Source organism: Marinifilum sp. RC60d5, from assembly GCF_052400665.1.
GTDB lineage: Bacteria > Bacteroidota > Bacteroidia > Bacteroidales > Marinifilaceae > JBQTGK01.
The window spans coordinates 737,392-763,525 of the sequence record NZ_JBQTGK010000002.1 but is presented as its reverse complement, the minus strand read 5'-3'; the positions used below and the strand labels follow the sequence as shown (position 1 = coordinate 763,525).

The 26,134-nt window shown below is 33.6% G+C and carries 14 protein-coding genes; 1 reads left to right on the top strand and 13 read right to left on the bottom strand.

The features are described 5' to 3' along the window. Nucleotides 1–47: 47 nt before the first annotated feature. The 4 genes from ACT3CE_RS07065 to ACT3CE_RS07050 form a co-directional block, all read right to left on the bottom strand. The gene (locus ACT3CE_RS07065) at nt 48–1,814 is read right to left on the bottom strand and encodes a PKD domain-containing protein (RefSeq protein ID WP_444709062.1); all 1,767 of its coding nucleotides are present in this window, start codon (nt 1,812–1,814) and stop codon (nt 48–50) included. Nucleotides 1,815–1,834: 20 nt separating this feature from the next. Then, the gene (locus tag ACT3CE_RS07060; protein ID WP_444709061.1) at nt 1,835–3,355 is read right to left on the bottom strand and encodes a RagB/SusD family nutrient uptake outer membrane protein; all 1,521 of its coding nucleotides are present in this window, start codon (nt 3,353–3,355) and stop codon (nt 1,835–1,837) included. A 17-nt stretch (nt 3,356–3,372) separates the two neighbouring features. Further along, nucleotides 3,373–6,507 (bottom strand): SusC/RagA family TonB-linked outer membrane protein, encoded by a 3,135-nt coding sequence (locus ACT3CE_RS07055; RefSeq protein ID WP_444709060.1) that lies wholly within the window; start codon nt 6,505–6,507, stop codon nt 3,373–3,375. Nucleotides 6,508–6,820: 313 nt separating this feature from the next. Continuing rightward, nucleotides 6,821–9,736, bottom strand: coding sequence for a hypothetical protein (locus tag ACT3CE_RS07050; RefSeq protein WP_444709059.1), 2,916 nt, complete (start codon nt 9,734–9,736; stop codon nt 6,821–6,823). A gap of 365 nt (nt 9,737–10,101) precedes the next feature. Here ACT3CE_RS07050 and ACT3CE_RS07045 point away from each other — a divergent pair, with 365 nt between their 5' ends. After that, the gene (locus ACT3CE_RS07045) at nt 10,102–10,848 is read left to right on the top strand and encodes an NYN domain-containing protein (protein ID WP_444709058.1); all 747 of its coding nucleotides are present in this window, start codon (nt 10,102–10,104) and stop codon (nt 10,846–10,848) included. A gap of 137 nt (nt 10,849–10,985) precedes the next feature. On the opposite strand, the gene ACT3CE_RS07040 is transcribed toward ACT3CE_RS07045, so the two are convergent. The 9 genes from ACT3CE_RS07040 to ACT3CE_RS07000 all read right to left on the bottom strand — a co-directional run bounded on the left by ACT3CE_RS07040 (nt 10,986) and on the right by ACT3CE_RS07000 (nt 26,119). Continuing rightward, nucleotides 10,986–11,819, bottom strand: a complete 834-nt coding sequence (locus ACT3CE_RS07040) for a hypothetical protein (protein ID WP_444709057.1) — start codon at nt 11,817–11,819, stop codon at nt 10,986–10,988. 49 nt (nt 11,820–11,868) lie between these two features. Then, on the bottom strand, nt 11,869–14,055 hold the full coding sequence (locus ACT3CE_RS07035; RefSeq protein ID WP_444709056.1) for a S46 family peptidase: 2,187 nt from the start codon (nt 14,053–14,055) through the stop codon (nt 11,869–11,871). 53 nt (nt 14,056–14,108) lie between these two features. After that, nucleotides 14,109–16,466, bottom strand: a complete 2,358-nt coding sequence (locus tag ACT3CE_RS07030) for a zinc-dependent metalloprotease (RefSeq protein WP_444709055.1) — start codon at nt 16,464–16,466, stop codon at nt 14,109–14,111. Between the two features lie 86 nt (nt 16,467–16,552). Next, the gene (locus ACT3CE_RS07025; RefSeq protein WP_444709054.1) at nt 16,553–18,094 is read right to left on the bottom strand and encodes a hypothetical protein; all 1,542 of its coding nucleotides are present in this window, start codon (nt 18,092–18,094) and stop codon (nt 16,553–16,555) included. Between the two features lie 86 nt (nt 18,095–18,180). Beyond that, a complete protein-coding gene (locus ACT3CE_RS07020) occupies nt 18,181–19,611 on the bottom strand; it encodes a RagB/SusD family nutrient uptake outer membrane protein (protein ID WP_444709053.1) in 1,431 nt (476 codons plus the stop codon). A 21-nt stretch (nt 19,612–19,632) separates the two neighbouring features. After that, the gene (locus ACT3CE_RS07015; protein WP_444709052.1) at nt 19,633–22,608 is read right to left on the bottom strand and encodes a SusC/RagA family TonB-linked outer membrane protein; all 2,976 of its coding nucleotides are present in this window, start codon (nt 22,606–22,608) and stop codon (nt 19,633–19,635) included. Between the two features lie 37 nt (nt 22,609–22,645). Next, a complete protein-coding gene (locus ACT3CE_RS07010) occupies nt 22,646–24,508 on the bottom strand; it encodes a 4Fe-4S binding protein (protein ID WP_444709051.1) in 1,863 nt (620 codons plus the stop codon). Between the two features lie 390 nt (nt 24,509–24,898). Then, a complete protein-coding gene (locus tag ACT3CE_RS07005) occupies nt 24,899–25,528 on the bottom strand; it encodes a hypothetical protein (RefSeq protein ID WP_444709050.1) in 630 nt (209 codons plus the stop codon). A gap of 36 nt (nt 25,529–25,564) precedes the next feature. Continuing rightward, nucleotides 25,565–26,119 (bottom strand): 2Fe-2S iron-sulfur cluster-binding protein, encoded by a 555-nt coding sequence (locus ACT3CE_RS07000; RefSeq protein ID WP_444709049.1) that lies wholly within the window; start codon nt 26,117–26,119, stop codon nt 25,565–25,567. Nucleotides 26,120–26,134: the final 15 nt, after the last annotated feature.

The following is a 26,134-nucleotide window of genomic DNA, read 5'->3' as shown; positions in this document are numbered from 1 at the left end:
ATAAGAGAGTTTTGAGTTGCCTCAAAACCCTCTTAAACATTTTTTTATTAGTTCAATTTCCCAGACTTAACACCCTCTACATGAGGTCCTGCCAAATCATCAAAATAGAATTCATGAACACCATCTTTATTTCCTGGATTCAACATGATTCTTATCACATTGTAGAAATCCTGACTAAAACGAGTATCTGTAGTTACATCTGAAGTAAACTGATCACCAGTCCAATCGTAACCTGCAGCTACTCCTGAGAAATCAAATTCAGCTTGTTCCCAAGTATCATCTTCCTGTATGGTATAAATCACATCGTAAGTTCCAGTTTGCCATGCGTTTCCACCTTTATCAGTATTTTCGAGCTTTAACAATACTTGTTGTCCGGCTTTACCATAAACCATAACTTTAAAAACACTGTTGTTACCAATATCAAAACGGTAACCAGCAGGTAATTGCATATATGCATTCGCCCATTCCTGATTTTCCTTTGAATAATGAAGCACATTTGCTCCTTTATTTGGATAAATTCTATCAGGATTCTCTACTAAGCTTACTGCACAATCTTGTCCCAATACTGGAGACAATTCAACTTCACTGTTATCAACATACATTACCATCATATCCAATAAAAATGGTTCGTAAGTAGAGTGATGATTCTCAACAACAATAGAACTTGTAGATACTAAATCTTCGTTAGAAGCCTTAACTGTTACAGTAACAGGATAAGTACCTTTTCTCATGTATGTATTTTCAAGAGTAGCATTTACATCTTCTGTTTCCATAAGTTCACCACCATCACCAAAGTCTACAGAAAAACCATTCACAAACAATCCATCAGGAATAACAAGATCAGCTAAACTAACTGCCCAGGTATTCTCCTCTCCTGTAGCTTCTACGTCAAGATTAAAAGATACTATTGGCTTAACATATCCTTTAAGAACTAAACCATTATACCATCTGTTACCATCGCCGCCAATACAACTTAAAGTCATGTTAGTTTCTGTGATAGATTCAATTCTATATTCATTATTAACTGCACCATAATCAAATCCGAAAAACGAAGGTTTCTCCGATGAAAGAGTGATGTAATAAGTACCATCGACTTCTGAGAAAGACCAATTTGCATCTGCTGGTGTAAAGTCAACTTTAGCATCAGTACCATCAACTTCAACCGGATTAGAATAATTAGAATCATCTAAACGGAAATCTTTAGCATATGAATTTCCATTATTCACATAGTCGAAAATAAAATCAACCAATTTAAAAGTAAATTCATCGTCGTAAGAGCCCGATCCTGTTTTCTGCAAAGGTGTCGCAGCCCACCAGTTTGGTGTATTTAAAGCAGGATCACCAATTCCGAAATGACCTGAAGTTAAACTATCAACAACCCAAGTTTTTCCTTCGCTTGCCGAAGCACCACCTGAAATCATTGTCAACACAGGGCTATCCAAAAACTCATAATCTGTTTCTGTTTGATCAATAGTCGCTGTTTTGATACCTTCTGAACCATCAGCAGCAGTAATTGTCAAGGTAAGCTCATAAGTTCCAGGAAGAGGATAATAAGCAATTACACTATTGCCTTCTCCAGTACTTCCGTTTCCAAAATCCCACTTTACCGTTGTAATTCCAGATAATGGAGTTAAGTTTTCAAGATTATAATGATATGCATCCTCTCCCTGCTCAACTGAGAAACTCATTTGCTCAGTAGTTGGAGCTGTGCTACCATTTAATTCTGATTTATCAAATTCATTTGGATCGCAGGCAACCAAAAACATCAGCATTACCAATGCAATTCCAAATCCTGATTTTATAATATTCTTCATGATTTTAGCTTTAAATGTGATTAGTAACCAGGATTTTGTTCTAATTTATATTCTCCTGATGTTTTATCAATCTCTGATTGAGGAATTGGAAAGTATTTTCTTGTAGCATCCCAGGTTCTTTCTGAAGAAAAATCAGGAATACTCTCATTTAATAAGTCGGTATCTCCCCAGCGTACCAAATCCCAGTAACGCATTCCTTCACCAATAAATTCTCGTCTTCGTTCAAGTTTAATATTATCGGCTGTTGCAGGAATAGAAGCTACTCCAGCTCTGGATCTAACAGCATCTAAACAAGTTTCAGCAGTTAATCCTGTAGAAGCAACTTGCCCATGAATAACAATAAGCTCGGCAGCATTTAATAAAGCCTCAGCATAGCGAAAAATTCGAACATTGTTTTCATAATTCAAATCTGCGGTATAAGGCGCATCATTGTATTCTTCACGAGCAGCGTATTTAGCCATAAAGTAACCTGTATTCTGAAAACGAGCTGTATAAGTTCCATCCTGAAACTGATTCACAGAAGCCGCTAATCTGGTATCACCATCTTCAAAAATATCAACAATCTCAGAACGAACAGGAGCAAATCCCCATCCTCCCTGATATTCTGTACTTCCGCTTAATAAATCAGTACCGCTTAACTCATTAGGAGAAATAAAAGTTGGTAAGTTGGTTCCGTAACCAGTCCATGCAGCACCCCAATCTCTACCTTCAGCTAAATGATTAGCCTCAAAAATAGAACCTGATCCAAACTCACCTGATCTGTCCCAAATTGAAGCATAATCAGCTAATTCAAATTCATTACTTGCGTAAATTGCTTCCATATCAGCAAGAACCTCAGCATATTTACTTTGATCTTTTTGATACATTACAATTCTGGCCTTTAACATCATAGCTGCAGCTTTTGTAGCACGGCCATCGTTAGCAGCAGTTGTCTGCATTGGTAACTTATCACCGGCAATTGCAAAATCAACATCCTCGATTAACTGAGCGTAAATTTCATCAGCAGTATACTGTGGTGCAAAATATGGAGCTTCTAATTCTTCTTCGAAATAAGGAATATTTCCCCAGAATTTCCATAACCAATGTACATAGTAAGCTCTTAGAAAGTGAGCTTCCGCTTCATATTGATTCAGACTTGCTTCATCAACACCTATTGCATTTTCGCATGCTGTAATTACACCATTACAACGACTCAAACCAGCATAATAAATATTCCACAATCCACTTGCTGTTAAATCACCATTCAAGTTATATTGAGACATATTATAAAGAACCTGCTGATCGCCGGCAGAACCTCCACCTTTATAAATATCATCCGATAAAAGATCAGACATCAAAGGAACACTGTTGTATTGATAATCAGCATAACTATCGAATAAAAGAATCTGATAAGCAGCTCCTAAATTAGATAAGATAGCACCATCGGTTGCATCGCCTCCTGCCTCTTGAGAAGAAGTTGGCTCCACAGTTAAGAAATCATCGCTACAGGATGTAAATCCTATTAATGCAGCGAAGAATAATGTTTTTATATATTTATTCATAATTTTTCGTTTTTGAGTTAGAAAGTAATATTTGCCCCAAATGTAATTGTGCGTGATTGTGGATAAACTCCTTTATCTACACCGATTGTGGTATAACCACCAGAAGCAACTTCCGGCTCAAAGCCCTCATAATCAGTTAATGTAAGTAGGTTTTCAGCAGCTACATAAACTCTGAATTTCTTAATAATATTTTTACTAATTATAGATTCCGGAATCGTATAACCTAATTGAATTGTTTTCAATCTGATAAATGATCCATCCTTAACATACAAGTCTGATGAACGAGAGTTGTTATTAGGATCTTCTGATGTTACTCTTGGAATTGAATTAGAAGTTCCTTCTCCTGTCCAACGATCAAGAATCCATGCAGCACGGTTCATTGCTGGTATATCTGCTCTTTGAGAAAAATCATAAATATCATTTCCATAACTTCCCTGGAAGAAAGCACTAAAATCAAAATCTCTCCAATCGGCAGAAATATTTAAACCAAATGTCCAATCGGCCATACCTTTACCAATTTTGGTTCTATCATCATCATTGATAATACCATCATTGTTGTAATCAACGAATCTAACATCACCTGCCGATGCATTTTCACCATAAGTAGCATTATACAGGCTTGCTTCTGCATCGTTTTGTAATAAACCATTGGTTTTATATCCATAAAAGAATGGAAATACTTCGCCGTTTTGACCTTTTACGTAACTACCAACACCTGAAGTACTGTTACTTTCGTAAATAGCTTCGCCAGAATCATTACCCATATCAACCAATTTGTTTTTGATATAAGAAGCTTGACCACTAATTGAATAGTGAAGATCTCCAATATTATCTTTATATGTAATTTCTAATTCGATACCCTGATTTTCCATATCACCAGCATTGGCAATTGGTGCACCTTTTCCAACATAAGAAGGAATTGGTTGAGAAATCAACATTCCCTCAGTATCTTTTTTAAAGTAATCGAAACCTACAGTTAAGGCATGGTTAAACATTCTTAAATCAAAACCTATATCGATTTGCTCTGATTCCTCCCATTTTACATTAGGATTAGAAATTCTTGATGCATTTGAACCATATTGCATGGTCGAATAATCACCTGAACCAAAATAATAATTTGTTCCACCGTCCATTAAACTGGTGTAAGAAAAAGCATCGATATTTTCGTTACCATTTTTACCCCAACTAGCACGAATTTTCATGTAATCAAACCATTCTGGCATACCATCCATAAACGATTCATTGGTAACATTCCAACCTAAAGAGAAAGAAGGGAAAGTTGCCCATTTGTTATCAGGACCAAAATTTGAAGATCCATCGCGACGAACTGTTGCTTGAATCATGTATTTTTCATCGAAGTTATAATCAACACGAGCAAAATACGAAGCTAACGTTTTAGCAGTATAACCACCTGTTCCACCAGAAACTGATGAATCATCTTCATCTGCTATAGCGTAATCAATAACAGCTTTTGTAGCATTTTCTTCCAACAAATCGTAGTCAGTTCCTGATAATGATCTGTAAGTATACTCTTTAGATGATTGACCAAGTAAAGCTGAGAAGTTATGCTTTTCGTTAATCGTTTTTGTATAATGTAATGTGTTTTCAATCTGCCAATTGTATCCTCTATTCATACTAGACCATACAGAACTGCGATCGTAATTTTTCCCTTGAGAAGTCAAATAATATTCAAATCTATATCCATCTGAACCCCAAAAAGCTAAATCAATACCATAACTAGATTTAAATTTTAAATCTTTAATAATTTCCAACTCAGCCCAAAGTGTTGATACAATCTTATCAGAATTATCTTCTGAATTATCAGGTGCATTTAACATTGCTACCGGATTGGCAATTTCCTGAAATCCTGATGGTGGTAAAGAATACACACGACCACTAGCATCTGTAACTGCTGTTGGATGAGCTGCTATAACAGCATCTGGATCATTTGCATAAACAGATACATTAGGATCGAAAGCCAAAGCACTACCTAGAACTGAACCATATTCAGAATTGGTTTCGATACCTGTAGATTTAATTCGGGAATAACCAGCATTCACTCCTACTTTTAAATTCTTAAAAAATTTACGATCTTCCTCAAAAATATTGTAAGTATTGTTTACACGTAAACTATAGCGCTCGTAATTCGATTTATCGTAATTTCCACCAACAATACCTTCTTGATTATAATAACCAAACGAAACAAAATAATTAGACTTGTCGCTACCACCACTTATGCTTACCTGATGGTTTTGAACAGGTGCGTCATAATTAAATGTTTCATCTTGCCAATCAGTTCCATTGCCTGCGTTTGCAATCTGTTCTGAAGTATATTTTGCACTGTTGCCATCATTTAACTCAATTTCGTTCATGATAAGCATATACTCCTGTCCGTTTAGAACGGATTTTTTAGTCCATGGATTCTGGAAACCATAAGAAAAATCGTAACTAACAGTTGCTTTTCCTTTGCTACCTGATTTTGTGGTAACAAGGATAACACCATTGGCACCTCTGGCACCATAAATAGCAGAAGAAGCAGCATCTTTCAATACTTCCACAGACTCAATATCCGAAGGATTTAAATAGCTAATACCTCCATCAACAGCCATTCCATCAACAATATATAATGGATCACTGTTATTAATTGTACCAATACCACGAATTCTTACTTTTGAATCGGCACCTGGCTGACCAGAACTTTGAGTAATCTGAACCCCAGATACTTTACCCTTAAGAACATTCTCGATACGCGATGGTGTTGATTTTTCTAAATCTTCAGCATCAACACTACTAATAGAAGCAGTTACAACACTCTTTTTCTGAACACCATAACCGACAACAACAACTTCGTCAAGACCAGTTGTTTCAACATCAAAAATTACATTTATCTCAGTCTTATCGCCAACTGGAATTTCTTGTGTAGTAAAACCAATTAGAGAGAAAACTAAAACATCTTCATTTGAAACTTCAATAGTATACTTCCCGTCCATATCGGTAGAAGTACCTATAGTAGTACCTTTAACAACAACCGATGCAAATGGCAATGTCATACCATCTTCGGATGAAGTAACTAGACCTGTTACGACATGTTTCTGTGCAAACGTATGTAAGCAAAAGAAAGCCATAACTAAAAACAAGACTGTTTTTTTCATAAATTATTAGTTAAGATTAGAAAAATTAATTCAGACAATACAAGAACTCGCTGAGCAATTATATCGTTTGCAATATCCAATGTTATTATTCAAAACCAAAAAAAACGATTACATCATAAACCATACAGAAGAAAAACTACTATACATCATTACTACATCAGTATGTTTTTTTGTAATATTAAATATTTAATTATAAGAGGATTAACCTTTATTAACAAGTCTACATTTTATTCACATTCGATACATCAAAAAATTAAAAGGGCTAATGATTTTTATCATTAGCCCTTTTCTATATCAAAAGAATTACCCCTTATTATACTTCCAAAATAAAGTCGATTAGATTTTCGTCTCGTGATAATTCAAACTTTTTGCGCAAACGATAGCGACTAATTTCCACTCCTCGAACCGAAATGTTCATTAAAGGAGCAATTTCTTTGGTAGATAAATTCATTCTTAAATAAGCACACAATCGTAAGTCTTTAGGTGTTAATTTCGGATATCTTGTTCTTAGTCTTTTTATAAAATGCTCATGAACCTGATCGAAATGTATTTCGAACTGTTCCCAATCCTGTTTACTATTAAATTCAGCATCTATTGTTTTCATTAACTGACGAACCTGAACAAGTGCCGTTGGATCTTTTATTTTCTTTAAGGCTTTCTTTAACTCGCCTACCGAATAGGATAGAACTTCATTTTTGTGAATAATATTCATTGTAGAACTAGCCAGTTCTTTATTCTTATAATCTACTTCGCTTCTTAATTTTTCGTTTCTAAGCTGTACAATTTCACGTTCGGCAATTAAAGCCTCTTCACGGTACTTTCGTTCTTTTTCTTTTAATTCTTCAGCTTGCTTTTTCTCCAGTAAAACCTGCATGCGTTTCATTCTCCTGCGAACTAAACAAACTGCAAAATAGAGACAAAAAATAAATACAATAAAATAAAAAATGTAGGCAACAACCGATCTGTACCAAGGTGGTAAAATTGAAAATTTAAACTCATCAGCTACCGAACTTACTCCATACTGATTTTTGGCTAAAACTTTAAAAGTATATTCTCCTTCTCTTAAATTTGTATATTCTTTTTGTAAACTTTTTGTCCACTTTGTAGGCAATTTATCAAAACCAACTAGTTGACTTTTATAATGAATAAATTCTGTATTGGTATACAAAGGTGCGGAATATTTAAACCGAATTGAATTTTCTTTATATGGTAAAATTATTGATTTACTGGTTTTATTTTGTACTGTAGAAATCTTATTATATCCTCCATAATACAATAAAGAATCCTCTAAATTAGTTAGACTCACTTCTCTTATAAAAGTTTTAAAAGAACGATCGTAACTTTTAGTAATACTGGGATCGTAATGAATAAAACCTCTTTCTGTTCCAATGAGTACATTTTCCTTATCTACGGAAAGTACATTTTCAAACGCATCAATAAATTCTCCCTTTATAGATGAAAAAGGTTTTCTATAAATTTTATAGCTGTTATCTAGCTGAGGTTTTAATATTCCTACCCCATCCCCTTGAAAAAACCAAATATCGCCTTTAGCTTGCTCAAACAATTTATTCACATTACCATTATCGCCAAATAAAATATTTAAATTTTTGTATGGTTCGAACCTATCTATTTCTGATACATATTTATAAAATCCACTATCTGAGGAAAATACCTTCTCATTTTTTATTAAATGAATACTGATATTCAGATTAGAGGGTAATCCATCGTTAAGTCCATAAAACCGATAATTTGTGCATTTGGTTAAATCCTGATTTAAATAAATTCTATAAACACCTTTATAACCATGACACATCCAAATGCTATTGTCATTATCCCAAATCATTTCTCTTGATGATTCTTCAAAACCGCTAATTCTTTTTATGAAACGCCATTTCCCTTGTACTTTTTCAAATAAAATCAAGCCATTATAAGTACCCCCGATCATTTTATTAGGAAATTCTTTTTTATATAGATACTTCCATCCTCCTTCCACATTGGATAATAACTCACTTTTATTTTTTTTAATCCGGAAAGTTCCTTTATTATGGCCGCAAATTAGCTCACCAGCAATCTCCTGAAGCGACCAAACCTGACCCGAGGTATTCTGTACCAACTCAAATTTTCCACTTACATTGTCAGCACCATTTGAAAAGTTATAGGGCCGTGCAAATAATCCCGTATTTGTTCCCAGATATAAGTAGCCTTTGTAATATATAGAAGCATAACCTGCACCTAAGTCTTTATAACGGGGAAATACCGTAAGAGGAGAACTAATTTCGAGAAAATCAATTCCATTATCTAATGCAAGCCATAAATTTTCATCTCTATCTAAAAAAAGATCTAAAACCGTATTATTCTGCAAACCTGTTTTTTTATTAACATGTTGTATTAAGTTTCCAGAATTATCCAACACAAATACGCCATCACGAACTGTTCCAAAAGCATAAGTAGATTCCGATAAGTTTAAGGAACAAAATATTTGCTCGTTTTTTAAATGAGAGTTTAAGTCTACATTCCAGGCTTTAATTCCATTTTCATTGCTGATAAATAATCCATTTAAAGCAGTAGCAATTAATATAGACTTGTCTTTAAAAGGAAGTATTCCCGAAATCTCCATTTCATTAAAAATTTCTCCACCTTTCAAAAGTTTAAGAGTACTTCCTTCAAGTTTTTGTAAACCTATTCCTTTTTCAAGCACATAAAACTGCTTGTTAACTAAAAAGCTAAAGCGAAATTCGTTTGATGCTTTAATTTGCGATACTTTCCCATTTTTATAGTAAAAAACAGAACCAAACGTATGAAATATAATCCCTTTTCGGTAAGGATAAATATTCCAAACTTCGCGAAAATCTCTTTCACCCTCAGGTAATAAATCAACCAAAGATTTATAAGTTAACTTACCTTTTAAATCAGGCTTTAAATAACCAAATTCGTTGGCTGCACCTACAAATATATGATCTAATGAATCAACGGCCAGGGATCTAACAACCGACTGGTTTGGCATCGATATTAGCCTCCAGTTATTTCCATCGAACTCTAAAACCCCTTCGTTATTGGCAAAATAAAGTAAGCCATTAGAAGTTTGAACAATATCCCAGTTTTGCGTGCCTCCCTGATATTGATTTTTGTAATAATTCTTTATAAAAGGGACTCCATTACTTTTTATCTTTGCATTACCTACTATTTGTAAGCAAAAAAACATTAATATAAATAGATATATCCGTTTCAAGAAAGTTCGATTTAAGTAAATACTAATACAATTGATTTTCTAAAGTAAAGATATTTTTTAGTTTTAAGCAATATTATTATGTTTATTTGAATATGGAAGCTAATTCTGATATTTTTTTTACTTGAAATTAAACAAGTTAAAGTATTTAATTCCTACAAAATATCTATTCCCATTTTCTTAAAAATAAAATTCTAAAAGTTAAAGCCATAATACAGCATACATTATAAAAACAAAGTAAAGCAATTTAAGTTTAGAAGGTTTGTATTCTTAAGAACTACAAGCTTAATTTTATGATTCCTTTGGCAATATCGCTTAAATTCCTAACAAATTACTATCTTAGTTAAATATAATATTAAAGTACTATAATGAAAGAACAAAATGATATGAACCTTGCGGTTCTAATAGATGCAGATAATATTCCCTACTCAAATATTAAAGGAATGCTCGATGAGATTGCAAAGTTTGGAACTCCAAGTATTAAACGAATATACGGCGACTGGACAAAACCTACTGTTTCGGGATGGAAACCGGCTTTACTTGAGCATGCCATTACACCCATTCAGCAATATTCGTATACTACGGGTAAAAATGCAACCGATTCGGCCATGATTATTGATGCTATGGATATTTTACATAGCGATAAAATTGATGGTTTTTGTTTGGTATCGAGCGATAGTGATTTTACACGCCTGGCAACTCGTTTAAGAGAATCGAGTAAATTAGTTATTGGTATTGGTGAGAAAAAAACACCAAAACCATTTATTGTAGCTTGTGATAAATTTATTTACATTGAGATTATTGGTGGCAAACAAGTTGCAGAAAAGAAAAAAACAGACACGCCTGTTGAGCAGGAAAAATTCGATAAAATCGATCGTAAATTTATCAACCTGCTAAAAAATTCTATTGATGATATTGCTGATGATAATGGCTGGGCATTCCTGGCCGAATTAGGTTCTCTTATCAATAAAAAGAAACCCGATTTTGATCCCCGAAATTATGGTTTTAACAAATTAACTCCACTTATTAAATCGCTGCAAAAGCATTTTGAAATAGATGAACGCGAAAGTGGCAAACGTCATATTAAACATATTTATGTTCGAATAAGAGAATAAATAAGTAGTAACGATTACTTGACTTATAATTGCAAATAAAATTAGACATCACAAAAATAGCCCTTGAAAACAAGGGCTATTTTGCATTATAACACTAACTAAAAATTGGATGTTTTAAATTACAACACCTAATATATTTATTGCTTAATATATCGTTTATAAAGACTATATACAGCATCCCAATCGTTTCTAACCAAACGAGTTTGTTTAGGGTCTAAGTTCATTGCATAATCCGAATGTTTCTCGCGCATCATAAGAAAATCTTTATTTGAGTCATCCAACATTCCTTTTCCAATTGTAAATAACTCTTCGGATATACCAATTTCCTCTCCCTTCGTAATTGTAATATGATATAAATTATCTTTCACCTCTGTTTTAGCCAATAACCTTTTTAACGCCCCCTGAAACATTTGTCCTGCCACTTTCTTTTGTCTATCGCTGGCATTTATCACCTTCTCAAAATCTACTTTTATGAAAAAGAAGTATTTCGATCTCTCGTATCGTTTTACAGCTCGAAACAAATCTGATGAAGAGCACGCAAATATTTGAGCAGAATCTCTGTTATGCTTTTTGTATAATCTATTACGAATACTTCCAATTACTTGAGATTTTGCAGGACCTGTAGTTGTATCATTCTTTAAAAATTGAAGGAAATAATATGGACGATTAAAACCATATTTTATAGCTTCCTCTTTTGCCTTGGCTGGCGAAAGAATCAGATTTTTCCCCAACTGATACCACGAATAGTTATCAATATAAAAACGATCGTTGGCAATTTTTTCAACTTTAAATTCCTCTATGGTTTGTTTCCTATTGCTAAGAATACGAGCCGAATCAGCTTCACTTAAATCAAAATTATTTATCTTATTATCAAAATTAGCTTTGAATTGAGCAATGTAAGCTTCATGATCATAAGAATTACATGCTGATAACAGCAGAACAATCATGAATAAATAAAGTGAATATTTCATAAATATATCTTTTACAGTTTTCATTTTAAAGATTATAAGTCTAAACTTATTACTTCCATTCTTCCAATAATGCCTTAGCTTTTAGCTGATTTTCCAGAACAAATCGAACATAGCGAATATCAACAGAGATTTGGCGAGTTAATTCCGGCATAAATTTATAATCACCTACCAAGCCATTTCCTGCACTATCAAAATTTAAACCAATTAATTTCCCTTTGGCATTTAAAACTGCACTTCCCGAGTTTCCACCCGTAGTATGACAATTACTAATAAAACAAGTTGGAATTGTTTTTTTGCTATTATTTATTGCATCCTTACAAGTTTGAACATAGCCCTTTGGTGCAGTATAAATTTTAGGGTTTTTCTCATTCTTTTCTACCAAATCATTCAAACTCGACATATATGGGTAATGCACACCATTATCATTAATACCTTTTATGTTTCCGTAAGATACACGTAGGCTTCTGTTTGCATCTGCAATCATTTTTTCACCTTCTCTCATCTCCTTAATCGCTTGCAGATATCTGTTATGATACTTACCGTATTCTTTTCTTATATTTCCTCGCTGTCTCATTACATGATCTTTATTGATCAGAAAATAACTTAAACACAATTTAAAAACAGGATCATTATCGAGTTTTTTGGCATCCTCTTTGGTAAAATATTTTAAAAAATCGTTTAATTTATCTTTCGAAGCAAATATCGATTGTTCAAAAGCCTCATCAATAAATTTATCGAAATTACCATTATACTTCTTTCGAGCTTCGATAATGGAATTTGGTTTTAAGGAGTCGCCAACATTCTCATCATACAATTTTACCATCACTTTTAAAAACTTTTTCTCTGTCTCTAAATCATACTCAGCAAAGAAATTAGACACTCCTACCCGCAATTTTCTCAACTCTTTATTCAATCTTTTTTCATTTACATTTTTACGCGAACAAATCGCATTCAGCATATCAAAAGTTCCGGCAAAGGATGTAAAATTCGATCCCTTAATTCCGGCTTCTAATACATATACATTTAATTTTTCGATGGTATCCAAACGTTCAACACAAGATGCTATTCCCGGTATGATATCGGCATATTTAAGTTTTAATTCTTTCGATGAATTTACCCAATTGGTAAATTCCTTTTCTTCTTCCTGTTTAACTTTTACAAGGTTTAATTTCTCTATTCCTCTCGATTCAGCTTTCCACCGTAACAAACTGTTTGAAGTTTTAGCCATATAATCAGAATACTTCAACCAAAGCTCTTCACTCGAATTCATAGCATTGGTGATTACCTCCATTTTGGCATCACGAATTTTAATTCCGTGGTAATTCTTCACCTCTGCAACTTGCTGAATAGCTCTTGCTGTGAGATATTGCTTTGTTCCACCAGGAAAACCATAAACCATTGCAAAATCATCTTCTTCGTATCCTTTTAACGATAGTTCCAAATGATTAACAGGAGTAATCGGTTGATTAGTAATTGAATATTTTAACGACTCATTATTTGAATTTCCATACACTCTTAAAATACCAAAATCAGCAGATTGACGTGGCCATTTCCAATTGTCGCTCTCACCACCAAACTTACCTAGTTTTAGAGGAGGCATTGCAACAATACGAACATCACGATACACTTCATACACCTGAAGAAACAATTGAGAGCCACCAAAATATGCTTTAATATTAGCGATTATTGTTGCATCCGTTTTCACAGATTTAACCAACTTTTTACCACGAGTATTCATTAATCTACTTGCCTCTTGTGCACTTAATTTTTCTGTACCCTCTTTTAACTGATCTGTAACATCTTCCATTCGTATTAAACGCGAAAGCGTTAATCCTTTTGCAGGCAACTCTGCTTCTTTGTTTTGTGCATAAAAACCATCTCGCAAATAATTATTCTCTTCGCTACTATGTTTGTGCAAATAAGAAACTACAGTATGATGGTTAGTCAGTACCAAACCCTTTTCCGAAATAAAAGATCCACTTCCTGTAAAAGTTGTAGGATTACTTTTGCTTCCTAAGCCAACAATAGCATCTTTCAAGCAAATTTTATTGATATCATAAACATCCTCGGCAGATAATTTAAAGCCTGCCTTTTTCATATCTTTGATATTGTACTTTTTCAATAAAGCAGGAATCCACATTCCTTCGTCAGCCTTTACCGATGCAACCGATAGCACAAGGCAAATAAATAATAATTTTAGTCTAAGCATGTTAATATATGATTGTAGGTTTCCCATTTTGATGAATTAAAACTCATCAATTATTAATCGTTATTCCTTTATAGTTCTTGTTATTCTACTATGTGCAATAAGAAAGAGAAATGTTTATAGCTAACATCATCGGGAGTTTTTTCCATTTTCTGTTTCAATGCAATTTTTGATATCGAAAATATTTCCGAATAGATATCAGCCATTATAATATTATTAAAAACATGCCCTTTATCTTTAGCATTATCTTTCAACATTTCATGCAAAACTTTCACATATTCAATTTGAAGATTTCGCAACCACTTTGTGTTTTGCTTTTTATCAGATACATTAAAAAGATAATGGGTAATATCTCCCAAATATTCGCCAACTGTATAAGGATCGGATGATTGACTTGAACAAGTAGACATTCTCACTAACACATTCCTGTTAACTAAGCTTCCAATTGTCTTCCCCTGTGCTTTCATAATTTCCCGATCCAGAGAACCCATTCTCTGAATAAAATCATTCTGATTTAACCAATCGTATTGCGACAATAGTTCCTCCATGGCAAATTTTAATGCTTCCTTTTGCTTATCGCGGGGAACAGCCACAAATTTTTCGGGATGAGTCTCGTTGCATATATTATACTCATAAACGCCACCCAAGAGAGCTTCAACATGTTTAAAATATTGATTGTATTGCTTTACTACCACAGTATACATCTCCTTTAAATAAGCAGCTCCATACTTATCTGCATCTGTCCAATCAATTAAATTATGCATTATAATTTTAATATTTGCGGCTCCGTAACGGCTTGCTTTAACCAAATCATTACCTAAGGATTCGGTTAGCACAGATGGATCTAATGTACCATCGCCCATTCCGTTTTTAGTTCCGAACAAATACATATCATCTTCACTACGCTCCTGGAACCATTTGTTTAATGTTGCTGTTTCTTCCTCTGGAGTATTTGCTTCGTAAATTGGCTGGTAAGCCCATTTAATGGAGAAGTAATCGAAAATCCCCAACAAAGGAGGTGTCAATTTTACACCTTTATCTTTAGGTTGAGCAATATAATTGTTTCGTGCATAATCCATAATCGAAGCTGTTGTTCCGTACTTCTGAGTAAAACTTGCCGAACGCAATGAATCTACAGGAAACGAATAAGATGCACGATAATTGTGTTTCATACCTAAGCAATGTCCAATTTCGTGAGCAGTAGCATAACGAATTAAATCTCCTAATATTTTTTCATCTACATTATTTATATCACCGCGAATAGCTGGATCGCATGCTGCTGTTTGTGCAAAACGCCATTGATACAATTTACTAATTACATTGTGATAAAATAACACATCTCCCTGAATAATCTCACCGGAACGTGGATCAATCCAGGCATTTCCCATGGCATTTGCCTTTTCAGTTGTAATGTATCTAAAGCAGTTATTCGTAAAATCGTTGGCATGAAAGGACGTATCGTTTAACGGATAATCCTTTGCTATTATGGCATTCTTAAATCCAATTTTTTCGAATGCTTTTTGCCAGTCTTCAATTCCGGCTTTTATATAAGGTTTCCATTTTTCAGGAATAGAATTGTCTAAATAATAAATTATTGGTTTTTTAGGTTCAACCAATTGTCCATTTTTATGACGTTTAATATCTTCTTTTTTTGCCTCTATTCTCCATCGTTTAATATAACCATACGATTTCGAATTCATATAATTTGAGGATAATTCTTTTTTTACTTCGTCGTAATAACCTATTTGTTTACTTGATAAACGTGGTCTCATAGGTTTTTTAGGAAGTAATACTATTGAACGATGCATGCTGCACATAAACTGTTTACGTTTTCCGTAAAATCCCATTTGGGTAACAATTTCTACATTACGTGAATAAGCTCTCGCATCAATTGTTTTTGTTGTTTCTGGTATTGCTTTTCCCAGGCTACCTCCCCCAAAAGGTGAGATTTGAGTTATCTGAGAATTAAAAAATTTGGTCACATCAATTACACAGGCATTATTCTTAGCATTTACTGCTTCAATTTTAAAGGCATGCATAACAGTTTGCTTATTGTTACGAGCGAACGAAATAGCTATTGAGTCGTTCTTATCAACCGACACCGGATTATTCATTAAATGCATAAACACAGTCTTATTATCATGGCTGAATCGTACCATCATTGGATTGTGCATCATTTGACCCGCTACCGCACTTTTTGTAGAACTAGTTTCTTCTATCCGGCTGCCAATTAACAAATCTCTTCTCATTATGCTATCAGGAATTTCGAGCCACAGCTTACTATCGCTTTTATGAAGGCTTATAAAACCGTTATCACTGAGATCTGCTTTATTTACCAAAGCCTGATATTTTTTTGCTAAGGCTTCATTATTGGTTTGTGCACTTACCGAAAAGCTTAGCACCAAAATAATGAAGATAGTTGATAATTTGAATCGAAACATTGGGTAAGATTAAATTAATCTGAATTGTTGAATTCTTATAAGAAAGAGTGATTGGATCAACACCCAATCACTCTTTTATCTATTTTTTATTTTGCTGGAATGTACTTAAGTTTTAATGTATAAGTATCTCCATCTTTTGTTCCATATTTTTCGTCAAAAGAAATATCTGCATCATCACATGTAAATGTAACGTCTACAAGAATTTCTTTTGTTACAGAATCAAAGGTACCAACAGATTTTGCAACATGAACAGTAACAGGAGTTACCAATGTTGATTTAGTTACATCACCTTGTGTTTCTCTTGAATCAGCATACCAAGCATAATAGCTCTTATCCTTTAAAGTACCAGCATCATCTATCTCCACCTCTATCGTAGTTTTTTCTTTCCAAACATCCATATCAGCCTTGTAAAAGGTTAACGTTTGCTCAGGAATCACAACAACTCCTTCTGTAGCAGAAGCATCAGTTGTTGCAAAACGGAACCATCCAGTAGACTTAAAAGGTGTCTTCAAATAAGTTGCTTCATTTGTAAAAAACTTTGTTAGTCCCAAGTAATCACCAGACTGTATTTCATATCGTTCAAAAACATCTGAATAAATAAATCTTCCTCCAACAACTTTTTGAAAAGTATTAATCACTTCTCCCCACTGATTATTATCACTTTCTGCAATATTAAAATAATGTTCTCCCGTAAATGTCTTCCAGGCAGCATCTGTTTCATTCCAGTAGTAACGTTTTGTATCATATCCAACCAAGTCAGTTTTATAAGTAGTTGTACTAGTTGTCTGATCACCAAAGAAATAACCATATTTATTTTCTTCATTAAACCAAGAAGAGAAATCTACCTGTGGGTCAACAGCATTAATTGCGACAGTATTTTCACTTGCTTTTACAGCATAATCAGTTATCGTTGGAGTTGCAAATCCAAATGTTACAGTTTTATCCATATCAACAACTGCAGTATTTTTCATAGTTACTGTGAAATCAGCAGAAACATTACCGGCAACAATTGTAATTGCATTATTTGTTAAACCTTCAATTTCGAAATCAGTATCAGCAACTAAATCACCACCAATAGTCAAAGGAATTACAAGATCAGAAGCATAAGTTTTACTTAAACCAACAGTAATTGTTTTTACTTCTTCCAGGTATGGATTGGTTACAATATTAGATGTAGCAAACGATACTTCAGGAGCGTCTGAAGGAGGATTTGCATTGTCAACAATCGTGATATCTACATTTGCAGGAGTCGATAATTCATAATCGGTTCCTGGCTGTAAAGCAATAGTTACAACTTTACTATCCTCAATAGCCGAAACATTAATAGGAGTAACAAAAATGTTAACAGAAGCAGAATTTGCCGGAATGGTTACTGTTTTTGCAATATCCTGATAGTTTACACCTTCAACTGCAGTTCCCGAAAGAGCAATCCCAACAGTATAAGCAGTTTCCAAAACTGCATCAGCATTTACTTTTACAACCAAAGCAGAAGTAGCTGTTTCTGAAACTTCTACTGCATCTGCAGATATTGATAATTTAGGGATAACAGGATCATTATCATCACTACAACTTGCTAAAAATAGCGTGGCTACCATTAACCACATTAGGTTTAAATAACTTTTCTTCATCTTGTTAATAGATTTTTGGTTATTAGATATCCCCAAGGGGAATCAGGAATACCTATGATTAAATATTAATTTTTCTTACTTGTTTATTAGTATCCAGCATTTTGTACCATATATGGATTACCTTCAATAGCATCCTCTGGAATAGGCAACACAAACAAATCACTTGGATAATCGATATTTACATTTTGAAGAGCATTACAATCGACACGTCGTAAGTCTCTTCCCATTCTTACCATATCAAAAAACAAATGACCTTCGAATGCTAATTCACGTCTTCTTTCCTGGAATAATTCTTCTTTTAAAGCCGAACCTGATAATTGTAAATTTGCTGCATTTGGATTTGCACGCTTACGAATCACATCCAAATCGGCACGAGCCTGAACTTCATCACTAACTGGAAGGTTTAAGGAAGCCTCAGCACGAATCAAATACATTTCCGCCAAACGAACTACTGGAGTGTAATGATCCTTATCGCTAAATTCTGTCCATTTACTTGTTAAAGTCTGTCCCAGTTGCTGAGCAAATAACTGAGCACGAACATCACCATCTTCATACAAATCGATAATATCATTACTTGCAATTAAATACAATGTTGTTCTATCATCTTTTATTCCAATTCTATCGGAAAGTGGAGCCGCTTGGTTCATTCCTGAATTGTCAATGATAAAAATATCTTCACTTGTTGGATTGCTATTGGCATAATAGTCAACCACTTCTGAATTACTTATCAATGATATACTTCCATTCTCGATAACCTTGGTAGCAAATTCTTTCGCCTTATCCCAATCGTTTTTATAAAGATATACACGAGCCAATAGAGCTTGTGCAGCTACTTTTGACATGTAAGCTTTTGCATACTTGGCTTCTTCTATACCAATTGCAGTTCCTAAAGAATTTTCAGCATCTAATAAATCTGAAATTATATCTTCATAATTATTAAATAAAAGATCTCTTGTTGTGTATTCATCGTAGGCAATATTCTTATGCATATAAGGTATACCCATATGTTGAGCATTTGCAGTATAGGTATATGGCTGAGAATATAACTTAGTTAAATCGAAATGAGCCAATGCACGAATTGCTTTTGCTTCTGCAACTGCCTGTGCCTTTTCTGCATCTGTTGCATCAGTCACATACTCTATATTTTCAATTACATTGTTTGCCTGACTGATAACATTATAAATCTCAGCATAAAAATCATCGAAATAATCATCCTGCCCATCCTCGGCATGGGTAAATTGAAATGCCGGTAAATAATATGCTGCAAAAGGTGAGCCCTGAGCTAAGTCGTTAAATTTTAAATTTCCTCCTTTAACTTCAGCTGCCATAATTAAATTACAACCATAGTAATTGAAATCGCCCATTTCATAATAAGCACCATTCAATGCTTCTTCTACTCCACTTAGAGTTGAAAACAACTTATCGTTGGAAATCTTAGTTTCGTCATCTATATCCAAAAAATCAGAACATGATGCAAAACCAATTGCCAGTAATCCTATGTATATTAATTTTTTCATCTCTTCTTTTTTAAATGTTGATTAAATTCCTAAGTTCAATTGGAAAGCAAATATTCTTGATTGAGGGAAAGTGTAACGATATTCCTTTAATCCGTTTCTGTTTGATTTACCCGGATCTTTATACCAAGTGTAAATATTCGAAACATTCGCACTCACTGATGCTCTGTTTAATTTAAGAACCTGACAAATGTGCTCAGGAAAATCATATTTTAGTGAAACTGAACGAAGAGAGATATTTGTTTGATCGAATAAAAATCTATCACTATAAGCATTAAATGAGATATTCTGATCTAAACGAGGAATATCAGTAATATCACCAGGATTTTGCCATCTATCTAGTAAGTTTACACTCTTGTTATACAAATGGAATGTTTTGATATTTTCCATGTCTCTTGCAGCATAAGGAAGCATTCTATCGGCACCATATTCAAAAGCGATCATAAATCCTAAATTGAATCCTTTGTACTTAAAATTATTAGAGAAACCTCCTGTAAAATCAGGATTGCTCTTACCAATAATTACCTTCTCATTTATATCACCGGAGATATCACTATAATTATCAGTTACAGTGCCATTTTTCATTGTCCATTGCGGATTACCATTCTCAGGATTTACTCCAGCATATTTATTTCCCATAATTAAAGACGTGGACTCTCCAACAATTAAACCTGCAGTTCCTGAAACTAATCTATCCGCATAAGCATTTAGTTTATCCAGACGGCTTTTATTAAAACCTACATTAAAATTCGAATTCCACTTTACATCACCAATATTAATATTACTGGCTTTCAATGTAACTTCTAAACCATAATTTGTTAAATCGGCAGTATTAACTGATATTGTATTCCAACCTGTTTCAGGAACCACATCTAAAGACATAATACCATCTTTAGTTTTGTTGTTGTAGTATTCAACATCCAAATTAAATTTCTTCATAAATTTAATGGTTAAACCTGTATTGAATTTAAACGACTTTTGCCATCCTAAATCTTCATTTGGTGCGGCATAAGGCGTTGCAATCAGTTTACCATTATAATTTGACGAAGTATTGTAACTATATAATCCTCTAGCTGAATAAGATCCAACTTTTGCATTTCCCAACTTACCATAAGAAGCTTTTAATTTTACAAAGTTGATGATATCATTTTCAATCCAGAAATTCTCTTTTGAAATAATCCATGAACCACCAATGGAAGCAAAGTTTTCTACCTGCTGATCACCTCCAAAATAAGATGATGCATCCGCACGATAATTAATTGACATGAAATACTTTTTATTGAAATCATAGTTCAATCTACCATAATATGATCTCATGGCATTTTCACTTTCATAAGCCGAAACTGTGCTATACTCGTCATCTTGAGCCTGACCAGGTATTCTTAGTTTCTCGGTAATTAAATTTTGCTCAGAAACTGATGTACTATTGGTATCATCATGTCTGAACTGAATACCTGCCGAAACTCCTACTGTATGGTTTCTATAAATTCCGTTATACTCCAATTGTGAATTGGCAATCCAGTTCATATTTTCACGACGGACTTCTTTAATATATCCATTTTTCTTTCGTCCTAAACCATTCTCTTTCGAGTAAAAAGTATAGTTTTTAGTATTGGTATAATCCAAACCAAACATCGATCTCGTACTAAAGTTCTTCGAAATCTTTACGTTTAATTTCAAACTATTATTCGAATAAAATTTCTTTGAATAGTTTTCGTTTTGTTCTAATGCCGCCAAAGGATTTGCATAAGTTTCCATCTGCGTATAATCCCCATTGTCATCATAAACCGAAATATTAGGCTTATAGGCATAAGTAGCATAAGCACTGTACTTATTTGTTTTAAAAGAAGTTATACCTCCCGAATATGATAATCGTACTCCTTTTGCTAATTCACTATCTAAACTTAAGCGAGAGGTAATCGATTCATAATCGTTTCCCTTGGTTGTTGTTTCATTATCCTTATAACCAAGAGATAAACGATAAAGAGTTTTTTCTCCACCACCAGAGATAGTAAGGTTAGTTTGATTCGAAACTGAATTTTGAAGTGTTAAGTCTCTCCAATTGGTGTAAACATCAGTAGTACCCACTAAATCAGAAATATCTTCTTCAGCATAGCCAGTATTTTTATAAAATTCAGAAGCTAACTCAACGTATTGCTCTCCATTCAGATACTCAATTTTATTAATGGGAGTATTGATTAACATTTTTTGCGAAACTGTCACTCTTGTTTTGCCCTGTTTACCCTTTTTGGTAGTAATAATAACAACACCATTTGCTGCATTCGCACCATAAATTGCTGCTGCTGAAGCATCCTTCAAAATCGAAACAGACTCAATATCCTCGGGATTAATCAGAGCTAATGGATTAACTACAGTTTCCGTCCCTGTATTTACATTAGGGTTCAATGCATCAATCAATGGCACACCGTCTAAAATATACAATGGCTCACTTGAGGCTGTAAAACTTGTTCCTAAATCAGGTAAAGAATTATTACCACGAATACGGACCTTAACAGGACTAGTTGGATCTCCATCGTCCGATTCCAAATACACACCTGCAACTTGTCCTTCGAGCATTTGGTCGACACTTTGTGCATTAGAGTGCTTTAATAAATCGTCTGATTTTACCTGCTCAACAGAACCAACTACTGCTTCGCGAGATTTTACGCTACCATAACCAAGTATAACAACTTCGCCTAGTTTCTGATCGGCAGCTTTTAATTTTACATTAATTACAGACTGACCTTTTACCGATATAAACTGAGTTTCGTAACCAATAAAAGAAAACAGCAATACTGCATCTTTTTGGGTCAGTTTTAATCTGTAGTTTCCATCGATATCGGTAGTAACACCATTCGATGTACCTTTTTCCAGCACAGTAACACCTGGTATTCCCAGTTTATTGCCTGCTTCGGTGACTGTTCCTTTTACCATAAATCCCTGAGCAAAAACCTGGAACTGAAGGCAGACTAGAAGTGCTATTAGATAAATTTTATTCATAGATTGGTTATTTAATGATTCTATTGGGGGATTATATTTATTTAAATCTATAAGGGTTATCAACTTGTGCTGTTTCTCCTGTTGTATAAACCAAAGTCATTTCTTTCTGAGAAACCCAATCGACAATTTCCTGTGGATTAGCCATACCTTCGATATAGAAGAATCTTACTTCTGGTTGAGTCTCGTAGTCTGCGGTAATACCAACAACACCTTTGTACTTTTTAGCAAGATGATTGGCCAGTTCCTTAAATTTGCTTTCATTTTTAGGAAAATCTTCCAATACCAACATTACAGATCTCAATTGCTCTCTAGGGTAAGTTTTGTAATCGTTAAATATTGCTTTATACTTTTTAAATGTTCGCTTCATTAAACCTAAACCGTTAATTGGGATGGCAGATTTCACTACATCTTTAACTTCGAAAGGATTACTTCTGCGATATTTAATTGAAGCAATTAAGTTTTCAATATCCGATTCGCTTACATTTGCATCGCAAAAAGCAAGCATTCTAACTTCTGTATCGAACTGTGTCTCGAGCTGATAAACTTTTTCCCCTTTAAGAGCTTCTGCCATAATAGCTAGATCGTCTTTGGTTAAATATTTTGCTATTCGAAGTTTGTGAACAACCAATTCCTGATTTAATTCTGGCGCATGAATAAATTGCTTTGATCGACTGTACAACATTTTACGAATGCTTAGCTCGTCAATTTTTGTTGTATCATAAGTTATCTCTGCTTTTTTATCGCCGATATAGGTAGAAACTCCAAGTATACCTTCAACTTCTTTCATTTGGCGTACAAAGCCCATAGAACTACTAAAGCAAGTTAAATGGCTCATGTGATTAATGGTAAATTCTTTCGATTTTTCCATTTGAGGAGCTGTTCCCCATGATTTTGAAACTGTAGGTAAATTAAACTGACCAGCAATTATTAAACCGATTACAAAAAGAACCACAACAATTAAAGAAGGCAACCATTTTACATTTAACTTTTCGTTTAAAGTAAGAGCTCCTTCTTTAGGACATGCCGAAACACAATCGCCACAAAGATTACAATCGGGGTGCTTCACCATTTCAAGGTCTGCAACATCAATTCCCTGAGGACAGGTTCTTGAGCACAATCCACAATCGATACAAGTATGTGTATGACGAGTAATTTTTAGTACTGATTGTTGCTTGGTATCTATTTTAAAGATCTCGAGTACATAACCCACCAAACAAATAATTCCAAAAACATAAGCAATATCAATTCCTACTTCGAAAAAATACATTGCTGTCATAACAACAACTACAACACTAACACTTATCCAATATTTAAAAATATTAGAAATTGCTCCCAGCGGACACAAATACTTACACCAGAATAATCTGAAAATTACAGATCCCAATACAAAAACAGAGATTGAAATTGTGGCAAATAAATAGTTTACTCTATGCCCAAACATGGTTACACTTCCATAAAAAGGATCGTAAGTTTTACAAAATAATTCACCTGTCTTTAAAGTAATGGTAAGAGTTAAAAACAGTAATATATACTTCAAACTTCTTAGTGCTTTATCTGGCACACCATTTATATCTTTACGAATTTTTAATTTATCGCCTAACTTACCTAACCATTCGGCTACTGTTCCTAAAGGACACAAATGACTGCAGAATAACTTTCCCAACACCAATACTGTTAATAGGAATATAATTCCCATTACCATTTGTGTTACTGTCATATTACAGGCTATAATACCATCCTGCATTAAAGTAAGTAATGCTTGTATTCCACCCATTGGACAATAAGTCTCAAAATCGACTACACTTAAGCCTACTTGATTTCCTATAAAAAATAGTACAATCAGTCCTAAAACAGAAAACTGTATTATATTCCTGAAAAGGCTAACTCGTTTTTTACTCATAAGATTTAGATTGATTTTTTAAACTGACCGAAAAGTGGGAAATGATACACGCTCTATCGCCGCATTTTGTGATATGACACCTTTTGCAAGGTGTCATTTTGTATTTTGACACCTCTATAGCTTTCTTTTTCTGTTATTTACAATTCTATATGGATTCACTCTAAAAAGGAGGTATTTACTTATTTCATAGCATGAAACCAGCACAATTCCCCTAAAACTACCTTGCTTTTCTCATTTACCATTTCGATATACTTACAAAATCCCTGTTAAAAAGCCGATGCAAATATCATGGGATATCATCAGCATATCAATACCATGATTTTGGTATTTTTCACAAAAAAAGCTTGCAACAACTAAATGCTACAAGCTTCTTACTACTCATTTTAAATACTACTTTTTCTTATTTTGACAACAGTCTTTTTTACCACAGGACATATCACCTTTTGCCCGTTTGGCTTTCATTGCTTCGTAATCTTTTATTCGTTTGGGATTATGCAATAAGGCAAAATTCAAAAATTCCTTGTTTGCCATTTCAGATACAGATTCATTATTTGTGTGTTCAATTACCTTTTTTCTTAATTCAGACATGAACAACTTCATATCATCATCCCATTTACATTCCTCAGAACTGAAATATTCATAAAAGCGATAAACATATCTATATTCATACTTTTTACATAGCTCTCGTATTTTATCTTCTGTCGTCCACAGATAATAACTAGCTCTCAACGGACTAAACAGAATTCTTTGTTTTGCAATTCTCGCTTTTGTCCAATCATTAAACTCTCCCATTAAAACAACCCCCAATGAATCTCTGCAAGTGTTTATTCTTTCCGGAAAATATTTGTACTTCTTGATTAAAAACTGAAATGTTTCTGAAGCTATATTTATTTCGAAATTCTTGTCCAAATATTTATAATCATGATTTAAATAATCATAATTCAAATACTCTTTATCTATTTTTTGACAGTTTGCATATAAACCAACAAACACAAATAATATAACAACTATTTTTTTCATTATTTTTGATACTTTAATTTAGTTTAAATGTATATGTTATAACATAGCCTCCTGATGAGTTTCAATATCACAATTACAGTTTACAAATGCAACACATAACAATACCCAACCTTCAGCAATTTGATCTTCATTCAGGAATGTCTGTTCATCTTGATCTACCTCGCCTGACAATAATCTTCCTACACATGAACTACAAGCCCCAGCTTTACATGAATATGGAAGATCTATTCCATCGGATAAAGCCTCATCAAGTATATATGTACAACGATCAGGATAAATATCAACCTCACCATCAGGCATATACAGAGTAACCTTATAATACTTATCAGATTTAACTGTTGACTTCACTGTATCACCACACAATTTAATCCTCGCTATTTGATTATCTATTGCCTCTCTGAAATTATCAATATTATGATATCGCTCAATTATATGTTCCCTTGCTAAATCACTTAATGGTTTTTGGAAGTTATATTCTTTTTCTATTTTATCAAATTCTTTATCCAACCCATCATTACTAGACTCATCACTACATCCAATTAAAGATATAAACATTATTATTATGCCTACTTTTATGTATATATATTTCATAATTTAATATTTTAA

What these genes read in the sequence shown, in the direction of transcription:
- ACT3CE_RS07065 (WP_444709062.1), bottom strand. Translation starts at nt 1,814, where the DNA reads ATGAAGAATATTATAAAATCAGGATTTGGAATTGCATTGGTAATGCTG.
- ACT3CE_RS07060 (WP_444709061.1), bottom strand. Translation starts at nt 3,355, where the DNA reads ATGAATAAATATATAAAAACATTATTCTTCGCTGCATTAATAGGATTT.
- ACT3CE_RS07055 (WP_444709060.1), bottom strand. Translation starts at nt 6,507, where the DNA reads ATGAAAAAAACAGTCTTGTTTTTAGTTATGGCTTTCTTTTGCTTACAT.
- ACT3CE_RS07045 (WP_444709058.1), top strand. Translation starts at nt 10,102, where the DNA reads ATGAAAGAACAAAATGATATGAACCTTGCGGTTCTAATAGATGCAGAT.
- ACT3CE_RS07040 (WP_444709057.1), bottom strand. Translation starts at nt 11,819, where the DNA reads ATGAAATATTCACTTTATTTATTCATGATTGTTCTGCTGTTATCAGCA.
- ACT3CE_RS07035 (WP_444709056.1), bottom strand. Translation starts at nt 14,055, where the DNA reads ATGGGAAACCTACAATCATATATTAACATGCTTAGACTAAAATTATTA.
- ACT3CE_RS07030 (WP_444709055.1), bottom strand. Translation starts at nt 16,466, where the DNA reads ATGTTTCGATTCAAATTATCAACTATCTTCATTATTTTGGTGCTAAGC.
- ACT3CE_RS07025 (WP_444709054.1), bottom strand. Translation starts at nt 18,094, where the DNA reads ATGAAGAAAAGTTATTTAAACCTAATGTGGTTAATGGTAGCCACGCTA.
- ACT3CE_RS07020 (WP_444709053.1), bottom strand. Translation starts at nt 19,611, where the DNA reads ATGAAAAAATTAATATACATAGGATTACTGGCAATTGGTTTTGCATCA.
- ACT3CE_RS07015 (WP_444709052.1), bottom strand. Translation starts at nt 22,608, where the DNA reads ATGAATAAAATTTATCTAATAGCACTTCTAGTCTGCCTTCAGTTCCAG.
- ACT3CE_RS07010 (WP_444709051.1), bottom strand. Translation starts at nt 24,508, where the DNA reads ATGAGTAAAAAACGAGTTAGCCTTTTCAGGAATATAATACAGTTTTCT.
- ACT3CE_RS07005 (WP_444709050.1), bottom strand. Translation starts at nt 25,528, where the DNA reads ATGAAAAAAATAGTTGTTATATTATTTGTGTTTGTTGGTTTATATGCA.
- ACT3CE_RS07000 (WP_444709049.1), bottom strand. Translation starts at nt 26,119, where the DNA reads ATGAAATATATATACATAAAAGTAGGCATAATAATAATGTTTATATCT.